Raw genomic sequence first — 25,207 nt, 5'->3', positions numbered from 1 at the left:
CCGTGTCCCCCACAAGCAGCCGGGGTCCCGGGACCGCCCGCAGCACGCGGCGGACCGGCCCCGGACCCGGCGGACACACACGTGGGAGAACACCATGGGCATCAAGCGCGGAACCACCCTGGCAGCGGTCGCGGTCGTCGTCACCCTGGCGGCGACCGGCTGCGGGACGAACGTCAAGGGCGGCGCGACCGGCCCGGCCGGAGCCGCGGCCGCCCAGGCTCCCGCCGCCGACCCCTACGCCGACGCGCAGCAGGCCGGTGCCGCCAAGCCCGCCGGGCAGCTGGCCGTGGCAGCCACCGACCAGCTCGGGCAGGTCCTCACCGACAGCGCCGGCTTCACCCTGTACCGGTTCGACAAGGACACCGCGAAGCCGCCCGTCTCGAACTGCGAGGGGGACTGCGCCAAGGCCTGGCCGGCCGTCGCGGCGGGCGAGGTCACGGCGGCCGCCGGCATGGACCCCGCCCTGCTGGGCGAGGTGGTCCGCAAGGACGGCGGCAAGCAGCTGACGGTGGCCGGCTGGCCCGTGTACCGCTTCGCCAAGGACACCAAGGCCGGCGATCTGAACGGGCAGGGCGTCGGCGGCACCTGGTTCGCCTTCGCCCCCGACGGCAAGAAGGCCGCGAAGGCCACCGCCTCCCCCGCCCCCGGCGGGGCCGACGCGGGTGCCGGGGCCGGCCAGGCCGCGGGCGCGCTGACCGTGGCCAAGGACCCCAAGCTGGGCGACCACATCGTCGACGGCAACGGCATGACCGTCTACCGCTTCAAGCCGGACACCGCCTGGCCCATGGTCTCCAAGTGCACCGGCGACTGCCTGGCCAAGTGGCCGGTGGTGGCGCCGGTGGACCGGGCGAACACCAAGGGGATCACCGAGAAGAACTACCTGGTCCTGGACCGCCCCGACGGCAAGAAGCAGCAGACGGTGAACTGCTGGCCCGTCTACACCTTCACCGGCGACAAGAAGCCCGGCGACACCAACGGCCAGGGCGTCGGCGGCACCTGGTACGCCGTCGCCCCCGACGGCGCCCTGATCACCGCCCAGTAGCCCCCACCCCCAGTCGCGCGGCCCCCGCCTCCCTCCCCCCGGGCGGGGGCCGCGCACCGTCTGCCCTCCCGCCGCTCGGCCTAGACTCGGCCCCATGCTGCGCGTACTGGCCGTCGACGACGAGAAGCCGCTCCTGGAGGAACTCCTCTACCTGCTGCGCTCCGACCCCCGGGTGCGCAGCGCCGAGGGCGCCTCGGACGCCACGGAGGCACTGCGCCGGATCACCCGGGCCGTGGAGAGCGGCCCGGACGGGCCCGACGCCATCGACGTGGTCTTCCTCGACATCCAGATGGCCGGGCTGACCGGGCTGGACATCGCCCGGCTGCTGGCCGGGTTCGCCCGGCCGCCGCTGATCGTGTTCGTCACCGCGCACGAGGGCTTCGCCGTACAGGCCTTCGACCTCAAGGCGGTGGACTACGTGCTCAAGCCCGTGCGGCCCGAGCGGCTGGCCGAGGCCGTCCGGCGGGTCCGCGAGCTGCTCGGCGGGCCCGCCCGGGAGGCGGAGCGGGAACCTGCGGCCGTCCCGGCGCCGCGCCCGGCCGCACCCGGATCGGCCCCCGCCGACCGGGCTCCGGAGCAGATCGCCGTCGAACTGGGCGGGGTCACCCGGTTCGTGGCGATCGCGGACATCGCGTACGTCGAGGCCCAGGGGGACTACGCCCGGCTGCACACCGACGAGGGCAGCCACCTCGTACGCATCCCGCTGTCCACGCTGGAGGAGCGCTGGGCGGCCCGCGGCTTCGTCCGGATCCACCGCCGGCACCTGGTGGCGCTGGGCCGGATCGACGAACTCCGGCTGGACGCGGGCACCACCAGCGTCCGCGTCGGCCCGGCCGAACTCCAGGTCAGCCGCCGCCACGCCCGCCAGCTCCGCGACCTGCTGATGCGGCAGGCGACCGGCTGAGCCGGCGCCCGCGGACGCACCCGCGACGACCGCCCGGCGTACCGACGCGCCGTTCGTCGCGCCGGGACGGGCGTACGGCGATCCGCCGGGCCCGTCGGCCGCAGGGGCCTCCCCGGCGGCCCGTCGCGGGGGACGGGCACGCATATCGTGGAGCATCCGGCCCGGGAGGAGCGACATGTCCGAGATCCAGGCGCTGTTGGACGCGCTGAGCGGACTGCCCCGCACCCGGCCGGCCGGGCCCGCCGAGGCCGAGGAGCTGCTGGCCCGGCTGCGCAGCGCGGCCGCCCGCTGGGCCGACGTGCTGTACGAGGCCCAGGAGGGCACCCGCCGCGTGCTGCCGCCGCGTGCGGAGGCGGCCCTGACGCTCGCCTTCCGGCGCGCGGAGGAGTCGTACGTGGAGCTGGAGATCGCCCTGCGCGACTGCGCGGAACACCGCGATCCGGCGGTGTGATCCAGGGGCCGGAACGGGCCTGTCGTCCCGTCGGGGGCGCTGCGTAGACTCCCAGGATCCCCTCCCCCGTCGAAGGACCCTCCGGTGAACCAGACGTACGCGCTGACCGCGGTCGCCGTCGTCGTCCTGGTGACGGTGCTGGTCGGCGCGCTGGGGCTGCGGATATCCCGGACCACCTCCGACTTCTACGTGGCCTCGCGGACCGTCGGCCCCCGGCTGAACGCGGCGGCCATCAGCGGGGAGTACCTCTCCGCCGCCTCCTTCCTCGGCATCGCCGGGCTGGTGCTGCTCCAGGGGCCGGAGATGCTCTGGTACCCCGTCGGCTACACCGCCGGATACCTGGTGCTGCTGGTGCTGGTCGCGGCGCCGCTGCGGCGCTCGGGCGCCTACACCCTGCCGGACTTCGCGGAGGCCCGGCTGCAGTCACAGGCCGTGCGGCGGATCGCGGTGGTGTTCGTGCTCGGGGTGGGCTGGCTGTACCTGCTGCCGCAGCTCCAGGGGGCGGGGCTGACCCTGACCGTGCTGACGGGGGCCCCGCACTGGGCGGGCGGGGTGGTCGTCGCCTTCGTGGTCACGGCGGCCGTCGCGGCGGGCGGGATGCGCAGCATCACCTTCGTGCAGGCCTTCCAGTACTGGCTCAAGCTCTGCGCCCTGCTGGTGCCCGCCTTGTTCCTGCTGGCCGCGTGGGCCGGGGACGGGGCCCCGCGCGCCTCCTTCGACGCGCAGGCGGTCTTCCGCGAGCACACCGCCGTCACCCTCGGGCAGGACGTCCGGCTGTCGCTGGACGAGCCGCTCACCGTGACGGTGACCGGGCGGGTGGACGGGCTCGACCACGCGGACGCCCCGCTGACCCTGGCGGCAGGCCGGCACACCGTACGGGCGCACACCCGGCTGGAGTTCGCCGCGGGGACCGCCGTCCCGGAGACCGCGGCCCGGGCGGGCGCGGCACCGGACTCGCCCGGCTGGGCGAAGCCGCTGTCGGCGGGCGACCGCGAGCACCGGCTGTACGCGACGTACGGGCTGATCCTGGCCACGTTCCTCGGCACGATGGGCCTGCCGCACGTCGCGGTGCGCTTCTACACCAGCCCCGACGGCCGGGCGGCCCGGCGGACCACCCTGGTGGTGCTGGGGCTGCTCGGGGTGTTCTACCTGCTGCCGCAGGTGTACGGGGCGCTGGGCCGGATCTACGCGCCCGAGCTGGCGCTGACCGGGGACGCGGACGCGGCGGTGCTGGTGCTGCCGGAGCGGATGCTGGGCGGGCTGCTCGGGGAGCTGCTGGGGGCGCTGCTGGCGGGGGGCGCGTTCGCGGCGTTCCTGTCGACGGCTTCGGGGCTGACGATGGCGGTGGCGGGGGTGCTGCACCAGGACGTGCTGCCGCGGCGCGGGGTGGGGAGTTTCCGCGTGGCGGTGGTGGTGGCGATGGCGGTGCCGCTCGCGGGTGGGGCGGTGGGCACCCGGGTGCCGGTCGCGGACGCGGTCGGGCTGGCCTTCGCGGTGTCGGCGTCCTCGTTCTGCCCGCTGCTGGTGCTCGGGATCTGGTGGCGGGGGCTGACCCCGCCGGGTGCGGTGGCCGGGCTGCTCACGGGTGGCGGGGCGGCGCTGGGCGCGGTCCTGGCGACGCGGGGCGGGGTGGCGCCGCGGGGGTGGGCGCACGCGCTGCTGGCCTGGCCGGCGGTGTGGTCGGTGCCGCTGGGGTTCCTGACGATGGTGCTGGTGTCGCTGGCCACCCGGTCCCGGATCCCGGCGGGGACGGCGGCGGCGCTGGCGCGGCTGCACCTGCCCGAGGGCGTGGCCGGGGAACGTGCCGCGGGGGGCTCCTGGTGAGCGGGGCGGCGCTCGGGGTGCTGGCGGCGGCCGGGGCGGTGCTGCTGCTGGGGCTGGGCTGGGCCGGTGGCCGGTGGCAGGCCCGGCGCGGGGAGCGGGCGGCGGGGCTGGACCTGGGCACGCCGGTCGAGCGGGCCACCTTCCACACGCTGCACACGGCTTCGCTGGCCGCTCCCCCGCTGCGGGCGGGGCTGACGGAGGACGCCGCCCGCAAGGCGGCGCGGCGGCTGAGGTCGCTGCTGGGCACGGAGGCGCTGTGCCTGACGGACCGGGAGGCGGTGCTGGCCTGGGACGGCCCGGGCGCCGACCACCACGGGCGGCGGGCGATGGCCCGGGTGGCGGTGATGCTGGAGTCGGGGCGCAGCCAGAGCCTGCGGACGGAGTGCCAGCGGCCGGAGTGCCCGCTGAAGTGGGCGGTGTTCGCGCCGCTGACCGGTGAGGACGGGGTGCTGGGGGCGCTGGTCGCGTACGGGTCGCGGGAGTCGGCGGTGCTGGTGCGGGCCGCGACGGAGGTGGCCCGGTGGGTGTCCGTACAGCTGGAGCTGTCGGAGCTGGACCGGGCGCGGACGCGGCTGATGGAGGCGGAGATCAAGGCGCTGCGGGCCCAGATCTCCCCGCACTTCATCTTCAACTCCCTCGCGGCGATCGCCTCGTTCGTGCGGACGGATCCGGAGCGGGCGCGGGAGCTGCTGCTGGAGTTCGCGGACTTCACGCGCTACTCCTTCCGCCGGCACGGGGAGTTCACCACGCTGGCCGAGGAGCTGCGGTCGATCGAGCAGTACCTGGCGCTGGCCGGGGCCCGGTTCGGGGACCGGCTGAAGGTGACGTTGCAGGTGGCGCCGGAGGTGCTGCCGGTGGCGCTGCCGTTCCTGTGTCTGCAGCCGCTGGTGGAGAACGCGGTCAAGCACGGGGTGGAGGACTCCACGGAGGAGTGCCGGATCACGATCGCGGCGCGGGACGCCGGCTCGGAGGCGGTGCTGACCATCGAGGACAACGGCGTGGGGATGGACCCGGAGCGGCTGCGGCGGATCCTGGCCGGGGAGCGGGCGGGGTCCGCGTCGGGGATCGGGCTGCCGAACGTCGACGAGCGGATGCGGCAGGTGTACGGGGACGCGTACGGGATCGTCGTGGAGACGGGTCTCGGAGCGGGCACGAAGGTCACGGTCCGCATCCCGAAGTACCGGGCGGGCGTGCTGCCCTTCTGAGCGGGGGCTGATGGGTCGTGTGCGGGTGGTCGGCCGCTGCGCGGGGCAGTCGTGTGCGGGTGGTCGGCCGCTGCGCGGGGCAGTCCCCTACCCGCCCTTCCACCGTTCCCAGGGGCTCCGCCCCTGACCCCGTTGCGCTCAAACTCCCCCAGCTACCGCTGGAAGGTGCCCCCAGCGCGGGCTGGAAGATCCAGCCCCGCCGGCGTTTGAGGCGCTGGGGGTCCCACCCAGCGGTAGCTGGGGGAGGGTCTGGGGGCGGAGCCCCCAGGGGGTCCGGGGCGCAGCCCCGGGGAACGGGCGAAGGGTGGGGCGGGGAGCAAGCCCCGCGCAGCGGGACCCTGGGTGCGCCCGTGGCCCCGGCCCCGCCGGGAAGGGCGGGGGCGGGGCCACGGGACGGGGGCGACTAGCTCCAGCTGGCGTGCAGCGGCTTGCCCTCGGCGTAGCCCGCGGCGGACTGGATGCCGACGACGGCCTTCTCCTCGAACTCGGCCAGCGAGCCGGCACCGGCGTAGGTGCAGGAGGAGCGGACGCCCGCGATGATCGAGTCGATCAGGTCCTCGACGCCCGGGCGGGCCGGGTCGAGGAACATGCGGGAGGTGGAGATGCCCTCCTCGAACAGCGCCTTGCGGGCGCGGTCGTAGGCGGACTCCTCCGAGGTGCGGTTGCGCACGGCGCGCGCCGAGGCCATGCCGAAGGACTCCTTGTACAGGCGGCCGTCGGCCGCCTGCTGGAGGTCGCCCGGGGACTCGTACGTGCCGGCGAACCAGGAGCCGATCATGACGTTGGAGGCGCCGGCCGCGAGGGCCATGGCCACGTCGCGCGGGTGGCGGACGCCGCCGTCGGCCCAGACGTGCTTGCCGTACTTCCTGGCCTCGGCCGCGCACTCCAGGACCGCGGAGAACTGCGGGCGGCCCACGCCGGTCATCATGCGGGTGGTGCACATGGCGCCGGGGCCCACACCGACCTTGATGATGTCGGCGCCGGCGTCGATGAGGTCCTTGACGCCCTCGGCGGCGACGATGTTGCCGGCGACGATCGGGACCTCGGGGTCCAGCGCGCGGACGGCCTTGATCGCGTTGATCATCGACTCCTGGTGGCCGTGGGCCGTGTCGATGACGATCGTGTCCACGCCGGCGTCGAGGAGCTGCTTGGCCTTGCCGACGAAGTCGCCGTTGATGCCGACGGCGGCCGCGATGCGGAGCTTGCCGTTGGCGTCGGTGGCGGGGGTGTAGAGGGTGGCGCGCAGGGCGCCCTTGCGGGTCAGGATGCCGACCAGCTTGCCGTCCTTGTCGACGGCCGGGGCCAGCTTGCGGTGGCCCGCGTCGAGCTGGTTGAAGGCGTCGCGGGGGTCGATGTCGGCGTCGATGAGCAGGAGCTCCTTCGACATGACCTCGGAGAGCTGGGTGAAGCGGTCCACGCCGGTGAGGTCGTGGTCGGTGACCACGCCGACCGGGCGGTTGTCCGCGTCGACGACCACGCCGGCGCCGTGGGCGCGCTTGGGCAGCAGCGACAGCGCGTCGGCGACGGTCTGGGTGGGCGCCAGGGTGATCGGGGTGTCGAGCACGAGGTGGCGGGTCTTGACCCAGGAGATGACGTCGGTGACGACCTCGATCGGGATGTCCTGGGGGATGACGACGATTCCACCGCGGCGGGCGACGGTCTCGGCCATCCGGCGGCCCGCGATGGCGGTCATGTTCGCCACGACGAGCGGAATGGTGGTGCCGGTGCCGTCGGGCGAAGAGAGGTCCACACCCTGGCGGGAGCCGACCGCGGAGCGGCTCGGCACCATGAACACATCGTCGTACGTCAGGTCGTACGGCGGCTTCAGGTCATTGAGGAAACGCACGTGCTGAACATCCCAGTCGATCGAAGGATCTTTCTACGGCCTCGACGGGGCAGCCAGCCGAGGAAACGCACGTACTTCATTCTCCCACGACCTGGCGTTCACGCCGCCCCGGCTGATCGTCCAGGACATTCCGGGCCGCATGGTCCTTTCCTACGGGACCTTGGTCCCGCAGCGCGGGATCGCCGCGTCGCGCGGACAGTGGGAGGTGGACGAATCCACCTGTTCGGACGGGAGGAACCATGGCGAGGACGACGCGGGAAGAGGCGCCCGTCGAGATCGAGGGCGGCGGCCTGGAGGTCAGGGTCAAGGAGATCGGGGGCGACCTCAGCGTGGGGTTCTTCCGCCTTCCCGAGGGGACGGACATGACCGACGCGGTCAGGGGCCTGCCCGGAGACATGTGCCAGTGCCCGCACTGGGGGTACCTGCTCAAGGGCCGCCTGAGGATGCGCACGGCCGACGGTGACGAGGAGTACGAGGCCGGTGACGCCTTCTACTGGGGTCCGGGGCACGTCCCGGTGGCCCTCGCCGACACCGAGTACGTCGACTTCTCCCCGACCAGGGAGTTCCGCGAGGTCATCGACCACGTGAAGGGCGGGGGCGGGTAGCGGCGGACGGCACCCCGCCGGAGGTGCCCGGTACGGTTCGCGCACGGCGCACCGCGTACGGTCACCCCCGGCGGTGGTGCCGGGCATCAGCGGGTGTAGGCGCGGCGCGCCGACTGACCCGGGATCAGCGGCCTCGGCGGCAGTACGGCCGGCGGCCGGCCGCCTCCGGGGCCCTGGTAGCGGGCGGGGGCGCTGCGGGGCACCGGGTCGGGGGTCCGCCCGCCGGTGCCGAGGAGCCTGGCCGCGTGGGCCACGCTCGCGAGGGTGGCGTGGTGGTGCCAGCCGCGGAAGGAGCGGCCCTCGAAGTCGCGGATGCCGACGGGTTCGCAGGTCTCGGTGAAGTCCAGCGCGACCCGGTCGGTGAGTTTGGCCAGCAGGAAGAGCTGGGCGAGCGGCCGGTCGCCGATGTTGGTGATCCAGAACTCGGAGGGCAGCAGGGAGGTCTCGGTCCAGGCGCCCATCAGGAGCAGCGGGGTGGGCGGCGCGGGCGCGGGGCGTTCCTCGCCGGGGGTGGCGAGTATGGCGGCCGAGGTCAGCAGGGTCACCGCTCCCTCGGTGCGGCCGTGCCGGGTCCATTCGACGACGCGCCGCTGCGAGCGCAGCGAGTCGATCAGTTCGCGGGCGGGTGCGGTGTACGGGCCGGGCTTGTGGCGTCCGGTGCCGCCGAAGGAGACGGGCAGGGAGCCGTCGACCTTGAGGACGAAGGGGATGTCCTGGAGGGCGAAGGCCTCGATGGTCTGCGGGAGGTCGGTGTTGGAGACCTCCATGACGACCGGGCGGCGCTGTAGCTGCCAGGTCGCGGCCATGCGCTGTACGGCGTGCACGGCGTCCTGTGCGGGGGTGAGGGACCGTGCGGTGTCGGGGATCCCGGCCCGCCGGCGGCGCAGCAGTTCGCCGGTCCACGGGGCGGGGAGGGTGAGGGTCCATTCGACGGGAAAGCTGGCCTCGCTGGAGGCGAGCCAGATCCCGGACGCCTGCTGGCAGTTGGCGGTGCGGCCGAGCTGGGGTACGAACTGCCTGCCGACGCCGACGGAGCGGTCGCCGGCCTTCTCGATGACCATGGGCTGCACCACCCAGGCCAGCGGGCGCTGGGCGGTGCGTTCGAGGTGCTGGGCGAGGGACCGGCGTACGGGGGTCCAGTCCCAGGGCGATTTGCTGATGAACTGCTGGAGGCTCTGCTCGACGGAACTCGCCCCTGTTCCGGCGATGTTTCGGATTGTTTTCTTCCCGGCGGTGCGGACGAGCCCGTCCAGATAAACGCGGGCCCAGTTTCGCTGGTCCCGCCGGGGTAAGGACTCGAAGAAAAGCGAGATCAATTCGTCGATCAATTCGGAGATTTCCCTGGTGGAATCCTCCGGCAGCACTGCGCGAACCATCTGGGCCTCCCCCGCGACCAAGACTAGATCCTTGACCCTACTGGACCGCGGAGAACGGCCGTAGGGCCGGGCGGCTACTTCCTGAGGTCGCTGGCAGATTCGAGCCGCTCTTCCTCTACCACGAGCGGGATCGGGATTTGGTTCGCCGCGTAGTAGAGCGCGATCAGGAAGTGTGCGACGAGAGTGAGAGGTGCCGAGAAGAAGGACAGAAAAACGGTCAAGGGGTAGGCGACCGCGCCGAGCCCGAATCGGACGCGGGTGGCCCGGGCCCCTTCCTTGTCTACCGTTTCGTGGAACAGGTGGCCGACCTTGGTGACGTACCACCAGAAGGCCAGGAAGGCGAGAGCGTACACGACGGTCCACGCGCTGTAGAGGATTGCGGCCACATTGGCCGATTCCCCGTCGGTGAGGTGCTCGGCGAGCACGTTGGTGGTGTAGGGAATCACCGATACCACCATCAGTACCAGGAGATTCAGGAACAACAGCGGCCGGTCCACCCGCTTGAGGTGACTGAAGATCGTGTGGTGGTTGACCCACATCACGCCGATGATGAGGAAACTCACGATATAGGCCGCGTAGTGCGGCCATTGCCCCCAGAGTCCGTGCCACAGCTCCGACCCCTGCTCTTCCGGAACCTTTAACTCCAGCACCAGAATGGTGATCACGATGGCGAATACGCCGTCGCTGAACGCCTCCACCCGGTTGGTTTCCTGCTCCATGGCCTCCCCTTTGCGAAAATCATTCACGCGTACGGGGAGGGCGTGGCCGCCCTCCCCGCTCACGCTACCCAGGAAAGGGCCGTCAGCCGCCGAAGCCGGCCGTCTGGCGCCAGATCCGGCCATCGCGGACGACGAGCGTCCCGAACGCGTGCTCCGGCTCGCCGTTCAGGTTCATGATCGCGCGGTAGAAGATGGTGTCCTCGGTCTCGATGTACTCCTGCAGTTCGACCAGCGTGGGCTTCACGGTGAGATAGCCGGTGAACGTCTCGCGAACGGCCTCGATGCCCACCGACGCGCCCTCGAAGCGCAGCAGCACGGCGTCGTCGGTGTAGTTCTTCATCACCGCCTCGATGTCCAGGGCGGCCAGCGCCTCCATCTGGCGGACGAAGACCGGGTGCAGCTTGGCGATGTCGTACTTGGCCATGTTCGACTCCCTTTCAGGGTGTGGAGGTTGGTTCCGCACAGGCGGCGGCCGCGGTCAGCGGCAGCCGGACGACCATCCGGGTCTCCCCCGGCTTCGAGCGGGCCGTGATCGACCCTCGGTGGCGCTGGGTCACGATGCGGTAGCTCAGGTGCAGGCCGAGGCCCGTCCCCTTGCCGACGTCCTTGGTGGTGTAGAAGGGCTCGAAGATCCGCGGCAGGGACTCCTCGGGGATCCCCCGGCCGGTGTCCGTGATCTCCACGACCAGGCAGGCGCCCTCGGCGCGCACCCGCAGGGTCAGGGTGCCGGAGCCCTCCATGGCCTCGGCCGCGTTGTCGACCAGGTTGGTCCACACCTGGTTCAGCTCGCTGGGGTAGCCGTCCAGCTCCGGCAGCCCGGCCTCGTACTCGCGCACGATGGTGATGCCCGGCAGCTTGGAGCGCAGCACGATCAGGGTGTTCTCCAGGCCGTCGGGCACGGAGAACCGCTGCTCGGGGGCCCGGTCGAGGTTGGCGTAGTCCCGGGTGGCCGAGACCAGCTGGGAGATCCGGGGCCCGGCGGCCCGCAGTTCGGCGGCCAGCGAGCGGGCCTCCAGCAGCGCCGCCAGGTGGTCGAGGGCGGCGGGCAGGGCGGCCTCGCCGATCCCCTCCAGCCGCTCCAGGAGCCAGCCCAGCTGCAGCCCGAGGTCGGCGGCGCCGGAGCCGAGCAGCCCGGGGCGTCCGGCGCCGGCCTCCTCGGCCCAGTCGGCGATCTCCTCCTCGGCGTCCGCCTGGGCGAGCGGGTCGGTGGTGTCCGGCGGCGGCAGCCGGTCCAGCTCCTCCGCGAGCCCGTCCAGTACGGGGCGCTCCGCGCCGGAGGCGGCCGCGCCCCACGCGCAGGCGGTGGCGGTGAGCCGGTCCAGGGCGGGCGCCAGCTCCTGCGCGGCGCGGGCGACCGCCGCGGCCGGGTTGTTCAGCTCGTGCGCGAGGCCGGCGGCCAGGGTGCCCAGGGCCTCGACGGTGGCCCGTTTGCGGGCCTGGACCTCGGAGGACTTGATCCGCCAGGCCAGTACCGGGATGAGTACGGCCGCCACCCCGTGGCAGCGGGTCAGCATCTCGAAGAACACCGGCTTGGGGTAGGCGACGACGGTGGTCGCGGGCCCGCTCGCGGACGCGGTGGCCACGTAGGAGCCGTCGGTGAGCAGGGGCAGTTCCCCGGTGAAGCGGTGGGCGGCGGAGGGCTTGCCGTCGTGGTCGTCGGCGGCCGCGCTCTCCTCCTCGGTGGAGTGCCGGGTCAGGACCTCCTCCCGGCCGTCGACGACCTTGGTGACGACGAGCCCGCCGGAGAGCAGGACGTGGAAGCCGGTGGCCTCCTCGCCGTCGCGGAAGAGGACCTCCCCGTCGGCGAGGACGCGGGGGTCGGAGACGGAGGCCAGCCAGTCCAGCTGGTCCTCGGTGATCTGTGCGAAGATCTCCAGCCCTCGCAGGGCGGTGCGCAGTTGCTCGTCCTTCACGCGGTGCTCCCCTCGGCCCTGGTGCGCGCGGCCAGCCGCAGGGTCGTCAGCAGGGCCAGCGCGCACACCCCGGCGACGGCCGCCATGAAGCCGACCGAGGTGCGCTGCAGCCCGTGGATGTTGGTCAGGAGTCCGGCGAGGACCGCCGGGACGCTCATGGCGAGGTACGCGAAGACGTACACGGCGGCGGTGAGTTCGCCGCGGTGCGCCGGGTCGGCGAGCGAGCTGAGGGCGCGGAAGGAGCCGAGGAACGCGGCTCCCCAGCCGCTGCCGAGCACGGCGGTGGCGGCGAGGAACACGGCCGCCGAGCCGGTGCCCAGGGAGAGCAGCACCAGGGCGAGCCCGGCGAGCAGCCCGAGCAGGCCGAGGACGGCGGTGCGCAGCGCCTCGGTGCGGCCCAGGAGCAGCTGGGCTGCGGTGGCGGCGCCGGCGAGCAGTGCCACCGTGGCCCCGCCGAGCAGGTAGTTGGTGCTGCGGAACAGGGCGAGGGCCAGGTGCGGCCCGAGCGACAGGTAGAAGCCGCCGACGGTCCAGACGGCGACCACGGTGAGTACGAGTACGGCGAACCTCCGCCGCACGGCGGCCGGTACCCGGATCCGGTGGGGCACCACCCGCAGCCGGCCGTCGGCCCCGGGGGCGCTCTCGGCCATCCGGGCCACGCCCACCAGGGTGAGCGCGAAGGCCCCGGCCAGCAGGAGGTAGCTGAGCACGGTCGGCGCGGGCGCGTACTGGACGAGCAGTCCCGCCCCGAGCCCGCCCAGGCCGATGCCGACGGTCGGTCCGGCGCTGTTGACCTGGGCGCCCAGCTCGGGCCGCGAGCGCGGGCTCAGCTCCAGCAGGGCGGCGCCCATCGCCCCGGTGGCCAGGCCCACCGCCAGCCCCTGCACGGCGCGGGCGGCGAGCAGCAGGCCGAGCCCCCCGGCCCCGGCGAACAGGCCCATGGAGACGATCGCCAGGACCAGGGAGGCGGCCAGGACGGGCCGCCGGCCCAGGGTGTCCGAGAGGGACCCGAACAGCAGCAGGCCGGCGAGCACGGTGACGGCGTACACGGCGAAGACCACCGTGATCACCCCGGAGGACAGCCCCCATTCCTGCTGGTAGAGCACGTACAGGGCCGAGGGCACGGAGGAGGAGAGCATCAGCAGCACGAGGACCGCGCCCACCACCCGGAAGCCGGAGGCCCCCGCCGCGCGGGCGGCGCCCCCGCTCGCGGTGCCTCCCGCGTCTCCCGTGTCCTTCGTCTCGGTCGGTTCGGCCACTGCGGTCAACTCCGTCCTCCCGGCGGCCCCTGGGGCGGTCAGGTGGTGGTCAGGGCCGCCCGGGCCAGCGCGCGGGCGGTGAGCACTCCCGCGAGGTGGCCCAGGTATTCGGCCGAGGTGCCGCGCCCGGGGACGAACAGCTCCCGGGGCTCGGCGCGGAAGGCCGCGAGCACCGCTTCGGTCGTGTACGGGCCCCCGCGCAGCCGTTCCTCGACCCCGCGCAGGCGCTGGGCGCGGGGGGTGGCTCCGGTGACCGCGATCCGCGGCCCGTCGGGGGTGATGCGTACGGCGGCGGCGCACAGCGGGTAGCGGGTGGCCCGGTCGGCGGCCTTCTCGAAGGCGGCGGCCGGGCCCGCGGCGGGCACCAGCAGGGCGGTGACCACCGATCCGTCGGGCACGCCCGAGGCGGCGAACCGCTCGGCTCCGACGGTGACGCGCCCGCCGGGTCCGGCGAGCTCCACCCGGGCGTCGGCGGCCAGGGCCGCCACGGGCAGGTCGGTGGCGCGTCCGGTGGCGGCCAGGTTCCCGCCGGCGGTGCCGAGGTTGCGGACCTGGGGGTCGCCGTTGGCGCGGGCGGCGGCGGCCAGCTCGGGTGCCCCGGCGAGCACCAGCGGGTGCGCGGCGAGTTCGGCGAGGGTGGTCAGGGCCCCGATGCGCAGGCCCCCGCCGCTGCGGGTGGTCCCGCGCAGTTCCTCCAGGTGCCGTACGTCGACGAGCAGGCGGGCCCGCTCCGCGCCGGTGCGCAGGCCGGGCAGCAGGCTCTGTCCGCCCGCCAGCACCCGGGCTCCCGGGGTGGCGAGCAGGGCGAGGGCCTCGTCCACGGCGGCGGGCCGGGCGTAGTAGAAGTCGGTGAGGATCACGGGGCTTCCCCTCTCAGGCGGCGCCAGACCTTCTCGGGGGTGAGCGGCATGTCGATGTGCCGCACGCCCAGGTCGGACAGGGCGTCCACGACGGCGTTGACGACGGCGGCGGCGGGCGGCACGGTGGCGATCTCCCCGGCGCCCTTGGCTCCGAGCGGGTTGTGCGGGGAGGGCGTGACGGTCTTCCCGAGGGTGAAGAAGGGCGCGTCTGCGGCCCGGGGCAGGGCGTAGTTCTCCAGGTCGGAGGTGATCAGGAGGCCGTTCTCGTCGTACTCGGCGGCTTCCATCAGGGCCTGGCCCAGGCCGTGCACGATGCTGCCCTCGATCTGGCCGAGGACGACCTTCGGGTTGCCGATGTTCCCCGCGTCGTCGACGGCGGTGTAGTCGACGACCTCGGTCTCGCCGGTGAGTTCGTCGACCTCGACGACGGCGATGTGCGTGCCGAAGGGGTAGTTGAAGTCCGGCGGGTCGAAGTGGGTGGTCTCGTCGAGGGCCGGCTCGATCTCGGGGGGCAGTCCCCAGCCGTACCACATGGCCATGGCCAGTTCGGCGAAGGTCTTGGCGTTGTCCGGGTTGCCGGCCTCGTGGACGCCGCCGTTCTCGTAGACCACCCGGTCCTCGGGGACGCCGAGGAAGACGGCTCCGGCCCGGACCAGTTTGGCCTTGATCTTGCGGGCGGTGAGCGCGATGGCGGGGGCGGCCATGCTGTAGGAGCGGGAGCCGTAGGTGCCCTGCCCGTAGGGGGCCTTGAGGGTGTCGCCCTCGTACACCTGGACCTGGCCGGGGTCGATGCCCAGCTCGTCGGCGGCGACCTGTGCGAAGACGGTGCCGTGGCTCTGGCCGGTGGAGGCGGAGCCGACGGTGACGGTGACCTCGCCGGTGGGGTGGACGCGGATGTTGGCGCTCTCCCAGGTGCCGCCGAGCATGCCCTCCTTGGACATCCGGGTGGAGGGGCCGACGCCGCAGACGGCCACGTAGGTGGCGATGCCGACGCCGAGGCGCTTGCCGCGGGCGCGGGCGGCCGCCTTGCGGGCGGGCATCCCCTCGTAGCCGGAGAGTTCGAGGGCCCGGTCGAGGTTCTGCCGGTAGTCCCCGGAGTCGTAGGTCCAGCCGAGGCCGTTGTCGTAGGGGAACTTCTCCTTGGGGACGAGGTTGCGGCGGCGGACCTCCGCCGGGTCCATGCCGATCTCGGCGGCGTAGCGGTCCACGAGCCGTTCCATCAGGAAGGCGGCCTCGGCGCGTCCGCTGCCGCGCTGGGCGCCGAGCGGGACGGTGTTGGTGAAGGCGGCGTACACCTCGCAGAAGGCGGCGGGGATGTCGTACATGCCGCTGATGGAGCGTCCCATCAGGGCGGTGGCGACTCCGGGGCCGATGGTGGAGGGGTAGGCGCCGAGGTTGGCGTAGCTGGTGCAGCGCACGGCGGTGATGCGGCCGTCGCGGGTGCCGGCGAGGGTGACGTGCTGGCGGTGGTCGCGGCCCTGGACGGTGGAGTTCATCAGGCCGGTGCGGGTGTCGACCCATTTGACGGGGCGGCCGCCGAGGGCCTTGGACAGCAGCAGGACCAGCGCCATGTCCGGGTAGAGGTAGCCCTTGGTGCCGAAGCTGCCGCCGACGGTCGGGGCGATCACCCGGAGCTTGTTGAAGGGGATGCCGAGGACCAGGGCGGCGAGCAGGAAGCGGTGGTTGTGCGGGCCCTGGGTGGAGGCGTGGAGGGTGTAGTCGCCGGTGGCCGGGTCGTACACGCCGACGGCTCCGCGCGGCTCGATGGGGCTGTTGATGGTGCGCTGGTTGACGAGGTCCAGCTCGACGGTGACCTCGGCGGCGGCGACGGCCGCGTCGGTGCGGTCCTTGTCGCCGCAGGTCCAGTAGGCGTTCAGGTTGCCGGGTACGGCCTCGTGGAGCTGGGGCGCGCCTTCGGCGAGGGCCCGGTCGGCGCGGGTGACCACGGGCAGCGGCTCGTACTCGACGGAGATCGCGGCGAGCGCGGCGGCGGCCTGGCGCGGGGTCTCGGCGACGACGACGGCGATCGGGTCGCCGACGTGGCGGACGGTGTCGCCGGTGAGCACCGGGCGGGCGCCGGGGAGTCCGTAGGGGTGGGGCGGGAAGTGGCTCTCGACCCCGCCGGGTATCCAGATGCAGGGCAGCGGCATCACGTCGGGGAAGTCCGCGGCGGTGGCCGTCTTCAGTACGCCCGGGAGCTGCTCGGCGGCCTTGGTGTCGATGGACAGGATCCGGGCGTGGGCGACGGGGCTGCCGAGGATGGCCATGTGGGCGGTGCCGGGCAGGTCGATGTCGGCGACGTACACGGCTTCGCCGCGCAGCAGTCCCGGGTCCTCGCGACTGTCGAGGGGCCGGCCGAGGACGCCGTCCGGTTCCCGGGACCCCTGTTCGGGGGCGGTGGTGGTCATCGCGGTCACCGCCCCTCGGGTTCGGCGGGGGCGCAGGCGCGCTGCACGCCCCGGACGACGCTGTGGTAGCCGGTGCAGCGGCACAGGTTGCCGGTGAGCCATTCGCGGATCTCGGGCTCGGTGGGGGGCGGTCCGCCGGCGGCGGTCTCGACGAGTTCGCCGAGGGCCATCACCATGCCGGGCGTGCAGAAGCCGCACTGGGTGCCGTGCTCCTGGCGCAGCGCCTCCTGGAGGCCGGTCAGTTCACCGCCGGGGGCGGTGACGCCCTCGATGGTGGTGACCTCGGAGCCCGCGGCGGAGGCGGTGAGGATCAGGCAGCTCTTGACCGACCTGCCGTCGAGGCGGACCACGCAGGTGCCGCACTGGCCCGTGTCGCAGCCCACTTTGGTGCCGGTGAGGCCGAGTCCGTCGCGGAGCCGTTCCACGAGGAGTTCGTTCGGCGGGGCCGCGAACTCCTCGGGTCTTCCGTTCACGTGCAGGGTGAGTTCGATGCGCGTCAGATCCATGCGAGCGCCTGCGCTTCCGTGAGCGACCGGTTGAAGAGGGGACCGCCGGGCTGCTGGAGGATTCCTCCGGAGTGCAGCGGGCCGGTGTCGACGGGGGCGTATCCGAGGTCGGTGATGATTCCGGCGACGATCTCCTTCGCCTTGGTGTCGTCGCCGGCCGTGTAGTGGGCGAGGCGCTCGGACGCCGTGCGGCCGGAGGCGGTGCCGGCGACGGCGAGGGTCTCGAAGTGCATGGTGTTCAGGGACTTCACGACCCGGGCGCCGGGGTACCAGTCGGCGACGAGTTCGCTGGAGCCGCGTCCGCCGAGGTCGGCGGGGGTGCCGGGGCCGCTGAACGCGTTGGTGGCGTCCACGATCACCTTGTCCTGCACGACGTGCGGGGGCAGCAGCCCGCGTACGCCGGCGAAGGGCACCATCAGCACCAGCAGGTCGGCCTCGGCCGCCGCTCCGACGGGGTGCGCCGCCGTGGCGTCGGGGCCGAGTTCGGCCAGGAGCGGGGCGAGCGAGCCCGGGCCGGTGGCGTTGGCGAGGACGACCGGGTGGCCGGCGGCCACCAGGATCCTCGCGAGGGTCGAGCCGATCCGGCCGGTGCCGATGATGCCTGTCCGCATGAGTGGCTCTCCTCGATGGTGTGGTGTCAGTCCATGCCGATCCAGACCGACTTGGTCTGGGTGTAGCTCTCAAGGGATTCCGGTCCGCACTCGCGCCCGTAGCCGGAGGCCTTGTAGCCGCCGTAGGGCACCGAGGGGTCGTACTGGTTGTAGCAATTGACCCAGACCGTCCCGGCCTTGATCTGGGAGGCGACCCGGTGGGCCCGTCGCAGGTCCTTGGTGTGGACCCCGGCGGCGAGGCCGTACGCGCTGTCGTTGGCGATGCGTACGGCGTCCTCCTCGGTGTCGAAGGGGATGACCGACAGGACCGGGCCGAAGATCTCCTCCTGGGCGATCCGCATGCCGTTGTCGACGCCGGTGAAGACGGTGGGCAGGAAGTACAGGCCCTGGCTGGAGGCCCCTTCGGGGGTCCAGCCGGTGCCTCCGGTGCGCAGCAGGGCGCCTTCCTTCTCGCCGACCTCGATGTAGGAGCTGACCTTGTCGAACTGGGCGCGGTGGGCGAGCGGCCCGAAGAGGGTCTCCGGGTCGCGCGGGTCGCCGGGCTTGAGGGCGGCGGCCCGGCGGACCAGGCGTTCGACCAGCTCGTCGTGGACGGGGCGCTGGAGCAGCAGCCGGGAGCCGGCGGTGCAGATCTCGCCCTTGTTGTAGTAGATGCCGAAGAAGGCGAGTTCCTCGGCGGCGTCGAGGTCGGCGTCGGCGAAGACGATGTTGGCGGACTTGCCGCCGAGTTCCATCGTGACCTTCTTCAGGGTGCCCGCGGACTTGCGGATGATCGACTGGCCGACCGCGGTGGAGCCGGTGAAGGCGATCTTGTCGATGTCGGGGTGGCCGGTGAGGGTCTCGCCCAGCTCGACCCCGGGACCGGTGACGACGTTGAGGACCCCGTCGGGGATCTCCGCCTCCTGGAAGAGTTCGGCGATCTTCAGGGCGGTGAGCGGGGTGGCCGGGGAGGGCTTGTGGACGACCGTGTTCCCCGCGGCCAGGGCCGGGGCGATCTTGGTCATCGACAGCAGGAGCGGGAAGTTGAAGGGGGTGATGGCGCAGACCACGCCCAGGGGTTCGCGCAGGGTGTAGGCGAGCTGTCCGCCGGCGGGGGCCCGGGAGGAGCCGTCGACCCGGGTGACCGCGCCGGCGTAGTAGTGCATCAGCTGGGCGGCCATGGGCGCGTCGACGGTGCTGGAGAAGGCGAACGGCTTGCCCATGTCCACCGTTTCCAGCAGGGCTATCTCCTCCAGGTCCCGTTCGATCAGCTCACCGACCCGGTTCAGCCGCAGGGCGCGCTCCTGGGCGGACAGCCGGCTCCACGGCCCTTCCTCGTACGCCGCGCGGGCGGCCGCGACGGCGGCGTCCGCGTCGGTCGCGGCGGCCTGGGCCACCGGCACGATCTCCTGGCCGTCGATCGGGCTGATGTCCGGCTCCGTGCGGCCGTCCCGGGCGGGGACCCATTGGCCGCCGATGAACAGCTTCCCGGGGTTGGCCAGGGGGTGGTCGCTGAGCACGCGCTTGGTCATGGCTGCACCTTCCGGTGTCGCGGGGGCTAGCCCTCGGAGAGCTGCCGCAAGAAGGTCTCGGCGAGGGCCTTGGAGGAGTAGGGGTTCTGACCGGTCGTGAGCCTGCGGTCCACGACGACGTGCGAGTCCCAGATCGCTTCGGCCTTCTCGTAGCGGGCGCCGAGTCTGGTCAGCTCGGCCTCCAGGATCAGCGGGAGCCGGCCGGCCATGTTGGTGACCAGTTCCTCGTCGTGCGAGAAGGCGGTCATCCGGTATCCCTCGAAGGGCCAGTGGCCCTCGCCGTCCCGCAGGGACAGCAGTGCGGTGTGGCCGTGGCATACGGTGGCGATCGGCTTGTCCTGGCCGATGGCCCAGCGCAGCAGCTGCGCCAGTTCGTCGGACTTGGGCAGGTCGCCGATGGCCCCGTGGCCGCCGCTGATGTAGATGCCGTCGTAGTCGGCGACGTCCTTCTCGTGGAGGGACTCCACCGCGAGGGGCTGTTTCAGCTGGGGGGTCTGCTCGATGACGCGGACGTACTCGGCGGCGTTGGCCGCGTCCTGGTCCGGGGAGCCCTCGGGGCGGACCCACCGCAGGAAGTCGGGGTCGATGCTGGTCAGGTCGACCGTGGGGACCTCGCCCCCGATCGTCGCCACGTCGACGGTGTGGCCGGCTGCTCGGAAGAGGGTGTAGGGAACGGCGAATTCCTCGGCCCAGAATCCCGAGGGGTGCTGTTCCCCGTCCAGCAGATGGAGGGTGGCCTTTGCCGTCAAGACGACGAGAATCCTCATGATTCTCTCCTTGTTCTGGATCGCTGCCGATTCAACACGCCCCTTCGCAAGGGGCGTAAGGGGACGGCGTCAGGCCCGCGATACTTCGTCACGTGCGTCCAACGCCGTGAGGATCGCGCGGAATTCACCGACCAGGGGGTGGTAGGGAAGGGCTTCCGCGAATATGCGCTCTCCGTAGAGGGCGGCCATTTCCGGAACGTACGGAAGAATTCCGGCCAGGGGGGATCCGTATACCTCCTCGGCCCTGCGGGCCACCGCCTCCCGGTCCACGCCCTCGGGTGCCATGCTCAGCACCAGGGCCCGCCGGCAGGCCAGCCGCCCGGCCAGGGCGATGGTCTCCTCCGCTCCGGCGAGGTCGACCCGGTCGGCCCTCGCCATGATCAGAACGATGTCGGCGCTGCCCATGGCGGTCACCGACTCGTTGTTGAGCCCGGCGTGGGTGTCGAGCAGCAGGACGTCGAGCGCGTGGCTCTCCGCCAGCCGGTCGAAGCCCTCCGGGAGCAGTCCCACGTCGTACCCGGTGGTCATCAGCTCCCGCAGTGCCGCCGTCCCGGTCCGGGCCGGTACGACGTACAGCCCGGGTACGGCGGTGACCCGGGCCGCGGTCTCGATCTCGCAGCGGCCGAGCAGGTAGTCGGCCAGCGAGCCGGTGCCGGGGCCGAGCCGGAACAGCTGGTGCAGGGTGGGCGACTGGAGGTCGGTGTCGACCATGCCCACCCGGCGCCCCCCGGCGGCCAGCAGCAGCGCGAGGTTCGCCAGCACCGAGGACTTCCCGGTGCCGCCGCGGTGCGAGTGCACCACGATGGTCCGGGTCATCACGCCACCACCCGGTAACCGGTGTCGTCCGCGTGCGGCCCCCGCGCCGCACGCGGCCGGTGCACGGCCAGCATGGTGACGTCGTCGTGCTGTTCGGCGGTGCCGGTGTGCTCGCGCACCGCCCGGTCCATCAGGTCGACCGCGTCCCGGCCGCTCGCCGGGGGGCCGGCGAGCAGTTCGAGCATCCTCTCGTCACCGAGGAAGCTGCCGTCGGGGCAGCGGGCCTCAGGTACTCCATCAGTGAACACGAAGAGGGTGTCGCCGGGGTTCAACTGGGCGTAGCCCAGTGTGTAGACGCAGTCGGGCAGCACCCCGACCGCCGGTCCCGTGACCTCCAGGGGGCGGGGCACGGAGCCGTCGCCGGAGAGCAGCAGGGGCGGGTTGTGGCCGCCGTTGATGTAGACGAGGCTGCCGGTCAGCGGGTCCAGGACGCCGAAGAACAGGGTGGCGAAGTAGCCCTGCCGCAGGTGGTTGCGGGTGAGGTAGCCGTTGGTGGCGGTGACCGCGTTGAGCAGCGGCGTGGCGCCGACGACCGGGGTGCGGCGGCTGCCGCCGGTGCGGCCGGCGGCCATCAGGTGCTGGAGCCCGCTGTTCTCGGCGGTGTGGCGCAGCAGGGAGCGGATGAGGGCCATGAACAGGGCCGCGCCGACGCCCTTGTCGCAGACGTCGGCGACGACCACGGCGAGGCGGCGGCCCCGGGAGATCTCGAAGACGTCGTAGAAGTCCCCGGCGACCTGCCGGGCGGGCCGGAAGCGCACGTCGATCTCCCAGCCGTCGGGTACGGGCAGGGCTTCGGGCAGGAAGCCGGCCTGGATCTCGCGGCCGATCTCCAGTTCCTTCTCGTAGCCCATGAGTTCGGCGCGGGCGTCAGCCTCCCGCAGGGTGCGGCCGAGTCCGGCCCGTTCGGTGCAGCTGTGCACCCGGGCGCCGACGAGGGCGGGCAGGAAGGGCGGGACGAGGTAGTCGTGGCCGAGGCGGACGTGCCGCTCCAGGGCGGCGAAGTCCCGGACGGTCCAGACGACGACGATGGGCGCTCCGGCCCAGCGCCGCAGCCGGCGCACGGCGCTGCGCACGATCTCCCCGTCGGCTTCGGCGGGGGCGAGCAGCACGTCGGCGACGGGCAGCAGTTCGAGGCGGCCGCGCAGCAGCTCCCCCAGGGTGCGGGGGACGAGTTCGGCGTCCATCAGCCGCAGCGCGTCCAGCAGTTCGATGGGCGGCGGCGGGTACACGTCCAGGATGATCACGGTCGTGGAGGGCATGGGTCGTCCGTCCCGTCATCGGCCTTCACGGTCAGCGTGCTGATGTTGCGGCCGTCCCTGCGGGCATAGGCGTACGAGTCCACGCTGGTCAGGGCCAGGTGGATGCCGAGGCCGCCGACCCGGCGCCGTTCCGGGGGGACCCCGGGGGCGGGTGGCAGGCGGCCTGCGACGGGATCGAACGCGGGGGCGGTGTCCTCGATGACGATCCGCACCCCGTCGGGGCCGGAGCGGCCGCGGACGGTGATCCGTCCGCCGCCGCCCCGGTACCCGTGCATCACGATGTTGGTGGCCAGCTCGTCCACGGCCAGCCGGATCCGGTACGTGGCCCCCTTGCCGAGGCCCGCCCGGCCGGCCAGCCGCAGGACGAACGCGGCGATCTCGCCCAGTGCCCCCACCGTCGCGGGCACGTCCAGCACGGCGGGCTTCCTCGCCAGTTCCACCATCTCAGTCACCGTTCCGGGCGCCCTGACCGGTCGTCGGCGCCTCAGTCATCGGAGAGGACGATGCTGCGGTCGAGCCCGGCCGTACGGATGGTCCGGGCGACGGGCTCGATGGCGCCGGTCACCTTGATGGTGACCTCGCCCCCCACCTTCTGCTGGGCGAAGACCAGGGAGCGCAGGCCGGCGCTGGCCATGTAGCCGACCCCGGCCATCCGGATCTCGACGGTGCCGGTGCCGTGCCCGGCGGCCTTCTCGATCGTCTGGTGGAAGTCCGGGGCGGTCTTGGCGTCGAGCTCGCCCGTCAGTTCGATCACGGTGGTGTCGCCCTCGATGCTCAGGGACACGGAAAGTGGCATGTCAGGGTCTCCTTCGGTCTGGCCGGGTCAGTCGTCCCGGGGTTCGGGGTCGTTGGCGCGGCCGACCAGGATCACGACCGAGCGCGGGCCGATGAGGTACTTGCCGGCGTTGTCGAGCTCCTGTTCCGCCCCCGGGGTGCGGATGTCGTGCGGTGCCTGCGCCCCGGTGTCGGCGAACAGGTGCCAGCTGCGGCCGCCGGGCAGGGCCGGCAGTTCCAGGTCGTGCGCCTCCCAGTGGGAGTTCATGGCCACGTAGACCACGTCCTGGTCGCCGGTGCCGCAGCGGGCCACCGCCAGCAGCCGGCCGTCGGCCGACCAGTCGGGCTGCCAGGCCCGCTCCCCGTGCCAGCTGATGTCGGGCAGGCCGAGGCCGTCCCGGAGCCGTCCGGTGGGGTGCGAGGTGGAGCGCAGCTCGCGGTGGTGCCCCCGGAAGGCGATCATCTGGCGGGTGAACCGGAGCAGTTCGGCGTTCTCGTCGACCTGGTCCCAGTCGAACCAGGACAGCTCGTTGTCCTGGCAGTACGTGTTGTTGTTGCCCTGCTGGGTGCGGCCGACCTCGTCCCCGGACAGCAGCATCGGGATGCCCTGGCTGGTGAGGAGGATGGCGAGGGCGTTCTTCATCTGGCGCAGCCGCAGCGCGTTGACCTCGGGGTCGTCGGTCGGCCCCTCGGCCCCGCAGTTCCAGCTGTTGTTGTCGTTGGCGCCGTCGCCGTTGCCCTCGCCGTTGGCCTCGTTGTGCTTGTCGTCGTACGAGACCAGGTCGGCCAGGGTGAAGCCGTCGTGGGCCGTCAGGAAGTTGACGGAGGCCGAGGTCCCGCGGCCGGAGTAGAGGTCGGGCGAGCCTGCCACGCGGGTGGCGAGTTCGCCGGTGACCCCGGGGTCGCCCTTCAGGAAGCGGCGGACGGTGTCGCGGTACTTGCCGTTCCACTCGGCCCAGCGCCCGTACGCCGGGAAGTTGCCGACCTCGTAGAGGCCGCCGGCGTCCCAGGCCTCGGCGATGAGCTTGGTGTGCCGCAGCACCGGGTCGAAGGCGAGCATCTCCAGCAGCGGCGGGTTGGGCAGCGGGGTGCCGTCCAGGTCCCGGCCGAGGATGGCCGCGAGGTCGAAGCGGAAGCCGTCGATGTGGTAGTCGGCGACCCAGTGGCGCAGGCAGTCCAGGACGTAGTTGCGGACCACGGGGTGGTTGCAGTTGACCGTGTTGCCGGTGCCGCTGAAGTTGAAGTAGTACCCCTCGGGCGTGAGCATGTAGTACGTGGCGTTGTCCAGGCCCTTGAAGGAGATGGTCGGGCCCTGCTCGTTGCCCTCGGCGGTGTGGTTGAAGACGACGTCGAGGATCACCTCGATGCCGGCGGCGTGCAGCTCCTTGATCAGGGTGCGGAACTCGTCGCCCTGCATCCCGTAGCGTCCGGTGGCCGCGTATCCGGCCTTCGGCGCGAAGAAGGAGACGGTGTTGTAGCCCCAGTAGTCGTAGAGCTTCTCGCCGGTCTCGGGGTTGCTGCGCGGGTTGTCGCTCTCGTCGAACTCGAAGACGGGCAGCAGCTCGATGCAGTTGATCCCGAGCTCCTTGAGGTACGGGATCTTCTCCCGCAGCCCCGCGAAGGTGCCGGGGGCCGTGACCTGCGAGGAGGGGTGCCGGGTGAATCCGCGCACGTGGGCCTCGTACACGACGAGGTCCTCGGCGGGGATCCGCAGCGGGGTGTCGTCGCCCCAGTCGAAGTCCTGGAGGCAGACCCGCGAGCGGTACTGGTAGCCGCGGCTGCGGTCCGGTTCCACGCCCCACACGTCGCGGCCGGAGATCAGCCGGGCGTAGGGGTCGGAGAGGACCTGCCGGGCGTCGAAGCGGTGGCCGGTGGCCGGGTCGTAGGGGCCGTCGGCCCGGTAGCCGTACTCGATGTTCTCGTGGTCGAGGCCGAAGACCGTCATGGAGAAGACGCTGCCGGTGCGGAACTCCTCGGGGAATTCCAGCTCGGCCATCGGCTCGGGCTCTCCGCGCTTGTAGATGACCAGCGACATGGAGGTCGCCTGGTCGGAGAAGACGGAGAAGCTGACCCCGCCGGGGACCACGTTGGCCCCGAAGGGGAACGGCTTGCCCGCGCGGACGCGGTACCCGCCCACTTCGTGGGTCGGGTACGCGTCCACGCGCAGCACCTGCTCGGAGCGGGACTCGCTCATCGCGCGGCCCCGGCCCTGGTGGCGGCGGCCTCGCCGGTCTCGAAGAAGTCGAGGAACCCGGTGGCCGACATGACGAACCGGACTTCCTCGCTCACCCCGTACAGGGTGACCGCGACCCCGGCGTGCTGCGCCTCGCGGTAGACGACGAGCAGCGTGCGCAGCCCGGCGCTGGAGACGTAGGTGACGGCGGTCAGGTCGATGCGCAGCGGCCGGCCCTCGCGGACCAGCGGCAGCAGGGACTCCAGCAGGGTGCCGGAGGTCTCGCTGTTGATCTCGCCGGTGGCGACCAGCACGGTGGCCGTCTTGTTCCGGCGTTCCTTCACGTTCAGACTCATTGCCTGCTTTCCCCTCTTGTTG

Annotated in this window: 24 protein-coding genes; 6 read left to right on the top strand and 18 right to left on the bottom strand. The window is 72.6% G+C overall.

Annotation, left to right across the window (positions count from 1 at the left end):
• Positions 1-94 precede the first annotated feature (94 nt).
• The 5 genes from OG553_RS28300 (at position 95) to OG553_RS28280 (ending at position 5,426) form a co-directional block, all read left to right on the top strand.
• Entirely contained in the window at positions 95-1,042 is a 948-nt protein-coding gene (locus tag OG553_RS28300; RefSeq protein WP_405981666.1) for an SCO0930 family lipoprotein, read from the top strand.
• A 94-nt stretch (positions 1,043-1,136) separates the two neighbouring features.
• A complete protein-coding gene (locus OG553_RS28295; protein ID WP_405981665.1) occupies positions 1,137-1,946 on the top strand; it encodes a LytR/AlgR family response regulator transcription factor in 810 nt (269 codons plus the stop codon).
• Positions 1,947-2,121: 175 nt separating this feature from the next.
• The gene (locus OG553_RS28290; RefSeq protein ID WP_405981664.1) at positions 2,122-2,397 is read left to right on the top strand and encodes a hypothetical protein; all 276 of its coding nucleotides are present in this window, start codon (positions 2,122-2,124) and stop codon (positions 2,395-2,397) included.
• Positions 2,398-2,481: 84 nt separating this feature from the next.
• Entirely contained in the window at positions 2,482-4,221 is a 1,740-nt protein-coding gene (locus tag OG553_RS28285; RefSeq protein WP_405981663.1) for a cation acetate symporter, read from the top strand.
• Positions 4,218-5,426: a sensor histidine kinase gene (locus tag OG553_RS28280; RefSeq protein ID WP_405981662.1), complete on the top strand. Its 1,209-nt coding sequence runs from the start codon at positions 4,218-4,220 to the stop codon at positions 5,424-5,426. The genes OG553_RS28285 and OG553_RS28280 overlap by 4 nt, the downstream gene beginning before the upstream one ends.
• Before the next feature lie 403 nt (positions 5,427-5,829).
• Here the strand turns inward: OG553_RS28280 and OG553_RS28275 are convergent, their stop codons facing one another.
• Positions 5,830-7,272: a GuaB1 family IMP dehydrogenase-related protein gene (locus tag OG553_RS28275; RefSeq protein ID WP_405981661.1), complete on the bottom strand. Its 1,443-nt coding sequence runs from the start codon at positions 7,270-7,272 to the stop codon at positions 5,830-5,832.
• Between the two features lie 239 nt (positions 7,273-7,511).
• Here OG553_RS28275 and OG553_RS28270 point away from each other — a divergent pair, with 239 nt between their 5' ends.
• Entirely contained in the window at positions 7,512-7,877 is a 366-nt protein-coding gene (locus tag OG553_RS28270) for a hypothetical protein (RefSeq protein ID WP_405981660.1), read from the top strand.
• Between the two features lie 86 nt (positions 7,878-7,963).
• Here the strand turns inward: OG553_RS28270 and OG553_RS28265 are convergent, their stop codons facing one another.
• The 17 genes from OG553_RS28265 to OG553_RS28185 form a co-directional block, all read right to left on the bottom strand.
• Entirely contained in the window at positions 7,964-9,205 is a 1,242-nt protein-coding gene (locus tag OG553_RS28265) for an IS701 family transposase (protein WP_405981659.1), read from the bottom strand.
• A 122-nt stretch (positions 9,206-9,327) separates the two neighbouring features.
• Positions 9,328-9,972: a TMEM175 family protein gene (locus tag OG553_RS28260; RefSeq protein WP_405981658.1), complete on the bottom strand. Its 645-nt coding sequence runs from the start codon at positions 9,970-9,972 to the stop codon at positions 9,328-9,330.
• 82 nt (positions 9,973-10,054) lie between these two features.
• Positions 10,055-10,396 (bottom strand): nuclear transport factor 2 family protein, encoded by a 342-nt coding sequence (locus OG553_RS28255; protein WP_266578305.1) that lies wholly within the window; start codon positions 10,394-10,396, stop codon positions 10,055-10,057.
• 13 nt (positions 10,397-10,409) lie between these two features.
• Positions 10,410-11,885 (bottom strand): ATP-binding protein, encoded by a 1,476-nt coding sequence (locus OG553_RS28250; protein WP_405981657.1) that lies wholly within the window; start codon positions 11,883-11,885, stop codon positions 10,410-10,412.
• Complete coding sequence (locus OG553_RS28245; RefSeq protein ID WP_405981656.1) at positions 11,882-13,144, bottom strand: MFS transporter; 1,263 nt, start codon at positions 13,142-13,144, stop codon at positions 11,882-11,884. The genes OG553_RS28250 and OG553_RS28245 overlap by 4 nt, the downstream gene beginning before the upstream one ends.
• 38 nt (positions 13,145-13,182) lie before the next feature.
• Positions 13,183-14,004 carry an FAD binding domain-containing protein gene (locus OG553_RS28240; RefSeq protein ID WP_405981655.1) on the bottom strand — a complete coding sequence of 274 codons (822 nt, stop codon included), beginning with the start codon at positions 14,002-14,004 and terminating at the stop codon, positions 13,183-13,185.
• The gene (locus tag OG553_RS28235; RefSeq protein ID WP_405981654.1) at positions 14,001-16,412 is read right to left on the bottom strand and encodes a xanthine dehydrogenase family protein molybdopterin-binding subunit; all 2,412 of its coding nucleotides are present in this window, start codon (positions 16,410-16,412) and stop codon (positions 14,001-14,003) included. Before OG553_RS28235 ends, OG553_RS28240 begins: the two co-directional genes overlap by 4 nt.
• Positions 16,413-16,417: 5 nt before the next feature.
• The gene (locus OG553_RS28230) at positions 16,418-16,918 is read right to left on the bottom strand and encodes a (2Fe-2S)-binding protein (protein WP_405981653.1); all 501 of its coding nucleotides are present in this window, start codon (positions 16,916-16,918) and stop codon (positions 16,418-16,420) included.
• Complete coding sequence (locus tag OG553_RS28225; protein ID WP_405981652.1) at positions 16,909-17,529, bottom strand: NADPH-dependent F420 reductase; 621 nt, start codon at positions 17,527-17,529, stop codon at positions 16,909-16,911. Before OG553_RS28225 ends, OG553_RS28230 begins: the two co-directional genes overlap by 10 nt.
• Before the next feature lie 26 nt (positions 17,530-17,555).
• Positions 17,556-19,040 carry an aldehyde dehydrogenase family protein gene (locus OG553_RS28220; protein WP_405981651.1) on the bottom strand — a complete coding sequence of 495 codons (1,485 nt, stop codon included), beginning with the start codon at positions 19,038-19,040 and terminating at the stop codon, positions 17,556-17,558.
• Between the two features lie 26 nt (positions 19,041-19,066).
• Entirely contained in the window at positions 19,067-19,807 is a 741-nt protein-coding gene (locus OG553_RS28215) for a type 1 glutamine amidotransferase domain-containing protein (RefSeq protein WP_405981650.1), read from the bottom strand.
• 69 nt (positions 19,808-19,876) lie between these two features.
• On the bottom strand, positions 19,877-20,623 hold the full coding sequence (locus OG553_RS28210; RefSeq protein WP_405981649.1) for an AAA family ATPase: 747 nt from the start codon (positions 20,621-20,623) through the stop codon (positions 19,877-19,879).
• Positions 20,623-21,882, bottom strand: a complete 1,260-nt coding sequence (locus OG553_RS28205; protein ID WP_405981648.1) for a PP2C family protein-serine/threonine phosphatase — start codon at positions 21,880-21,882, stop codon at positions 20,623-20,625. The genes OG553_RS28210 and OG553_RS28205 overlap by 1 nt, the downstream gene beginning before the upstream one ends.
• A complete protein-coding gene (locus tag OG553_RS28200) occupies positions 21,864-22,325 on the bottom strand; it encodes an ATP-binding protein (protein WP_405983161.1) in 462 nt (153 codons plus the stop codon). The genes OG553_RS28205 and OG553_RS28200 overlap by 19 nt, the downstream gene beginning before the upstream one ends.
• A 41-nt stretch (positions 22,326-22,366) precedes the next feature.
• The gene (locus OG553_RS28195) at positions 22,367-22,678 is read right to left on the bottom strand and encodes an STAS domain-containing protein (protein ID WP_362468245.1); all 312 of its coding nucleotides are present in this window, start codon (positions 22,676-22,678) and stop codon (positions 22,367-22,369) included.
• A 27-nt stretch (positions 22,679-22,705) separates the two neighbouring features.
• Entirely contained in the window at positions 22,706-24,850 is a 2,145-nt protein-coding gene (glgX, locus tag OG553_RS28190) for a glycogen debranching protein GlgX (RefSeq protein ID WP_405981647.1), read from the bottom strand.
• The gene (locus OG553_RS28185) at positions 24,847-25,185 is read right to left on the bottom strand and encodes an STAS domain-containing protein (RefSeq protein ID WP_405981646.1); all 339 of its coding nucleotides are present in this window, start codon (positions 25,183-25,185) and stop codon (positions 24,847-24,849) included. The genes glgX and OG553_RS28185 overlap by 4 nt, the downstream gene beginning before the upstream one ends.
• Between the last annotated feature and the right edge of the window lie 22 nt (positions 25,186-25,207).

Source organism: Streptomyces sp. NBC_00158, assembly GCF_045160885.1.
Lineage (GTDB): Bacteria > Actinomycetota > Actinomycetes > Streptomycetales > Streptomycetaceae > Streptomyces.
Note: the sequence above shows the minus strand (reverse complement) of the source record. Positions and strands in the feature narration are given on the sequence as shown.

What these genes read in the sequence shown, in the direction of transcription:
- OG553_RS28255 (WP_266578305.1), bottom strand. Translation starts at nt 10,396, where the DNA reads ATGGCCAAGTACGACATCGCCAAGCTGCACCCGGTCTTCGTCCGCCAG.
- OG553_RS28220 (WP_405981651.1), bottom strand. Translation starts at nt 19,040, where the DNA reads ATGACCAAGCGCGTGCTCAGCGACCACCCCCTGGCCAACCCCGGGAAG.
- OG553_RS28195 (WP_362468245.1), bottom strand. Translation starts at nt 22,678, where the DNA reads ATGCCACTTTCCGTGTCCCTGAGCATCGAGGGCGACACCACCGTGATC.
- OG553_RS28185 (WP_405981646.1), bottom strand. Translation starts at nt 25,185, where the DNA reads ATGAGTCTGAACGTGAAGGAACGCCGGAACAAGACGGCCACCGTGCTG.
- OG553_RS28270 (WP_405981660.1), top strand. Translation starts at nt 7,512, where the DNA reads ATGGCGAGGACGACGCGGGAAGAGGCGCCCGTCGAGATCGAGGGCGGC.
- OG553_RS28290 (WP_405981664.1), top strand. Translation starts at nt 2,122, where the DNA reads ATGTCCGAGATCCAGGCGCTGTTGGACGCGCTGAGCGGACTGCCCCGC.
- OG553_RS28215 (WP_405981650.1), bottom strand. Translation starts at nt 19,807, where the DNA reads ATGAGGATTCTCGTCGTCTTGACGGCAAAGGCCACCCTCCATCTGCTG.
- OG553_RS28260 (WP_405981658.1), bottom strand. Translation starts at nt 9,972, where the DNA reads ATGGAGCAGGAAACCAACCGGGTGGAGGCGTTCAGCGACGGCGTATTC.
- OG553_RS28210 (WP_405981649.1), bottom strand. Translation starts at nt 20,623, where the DNA reads ATGACCCGGACCATCGTGGTGCACTCGCACCGCGGCGGCACCGGGAAG.
- OG553_RS28295 (WP_405981665.1), top strand. Translation starts at nt 1,137, where the DNA reads ATGCTGCGCGTACTGGCCGTCGACGACGAGAAGCCGCTCCTGGAGGAA.
- OG553_RS28225 (WP_405981652.1), bottom strand. Translation starts at nt 17,529, where the DNA reads ATGCGGACAGGCATCATCGGCACCGGCCGGATCGGCTCGACCCTCGCG.
- OG553_RS28235 (WP_405981654.1), bottom strand. Translation starts at nt 16,412, where the DNA reads ATGACCACCACCGCCCCCGAACAGGGGTCCCGGGAACCGGACGGCGTC.
- OG553_RS28205 (WP_405981648.1), bottom strand. Translation starts at nt 21,882, where the DNA reads ATGCCCTCCACGACCGTGATCATCCTGGACGTGTACCCGCCGCCGCCC.
- OG553_RS28300 (WP_405981666.1), top strand. Translation starts at nt 95, where the DNA reads ATGGGCATCAAGCGCGGAACCACCCTGGCAGCGGTCGCGGTCGTCGTC.
- OG553_RS28200 (WP_405983161.1), bottom strand. Translation starts at nt 22,325, where the DNA reads ATGGTGGAACTGGCGAGGAAGCCCGCCGTGCTGGACGTGCCCGCGACG.
- OG553_RS28230 (WP_405981653.1), bottom strand. Translation starts at nt 16,918, where the DNA reads ATGGATCTGACGCGCATCGAACTCACCCTGCACGTGAACGGAAGACCC.
- glgX (WP_405981647.1), bottom strand. Translation starts at nt 24,850, where the DNA reads ATGAGCGAGTCCCGCTCCGAGCAGGTGCTGCGCGTGGACGCGTACCCG.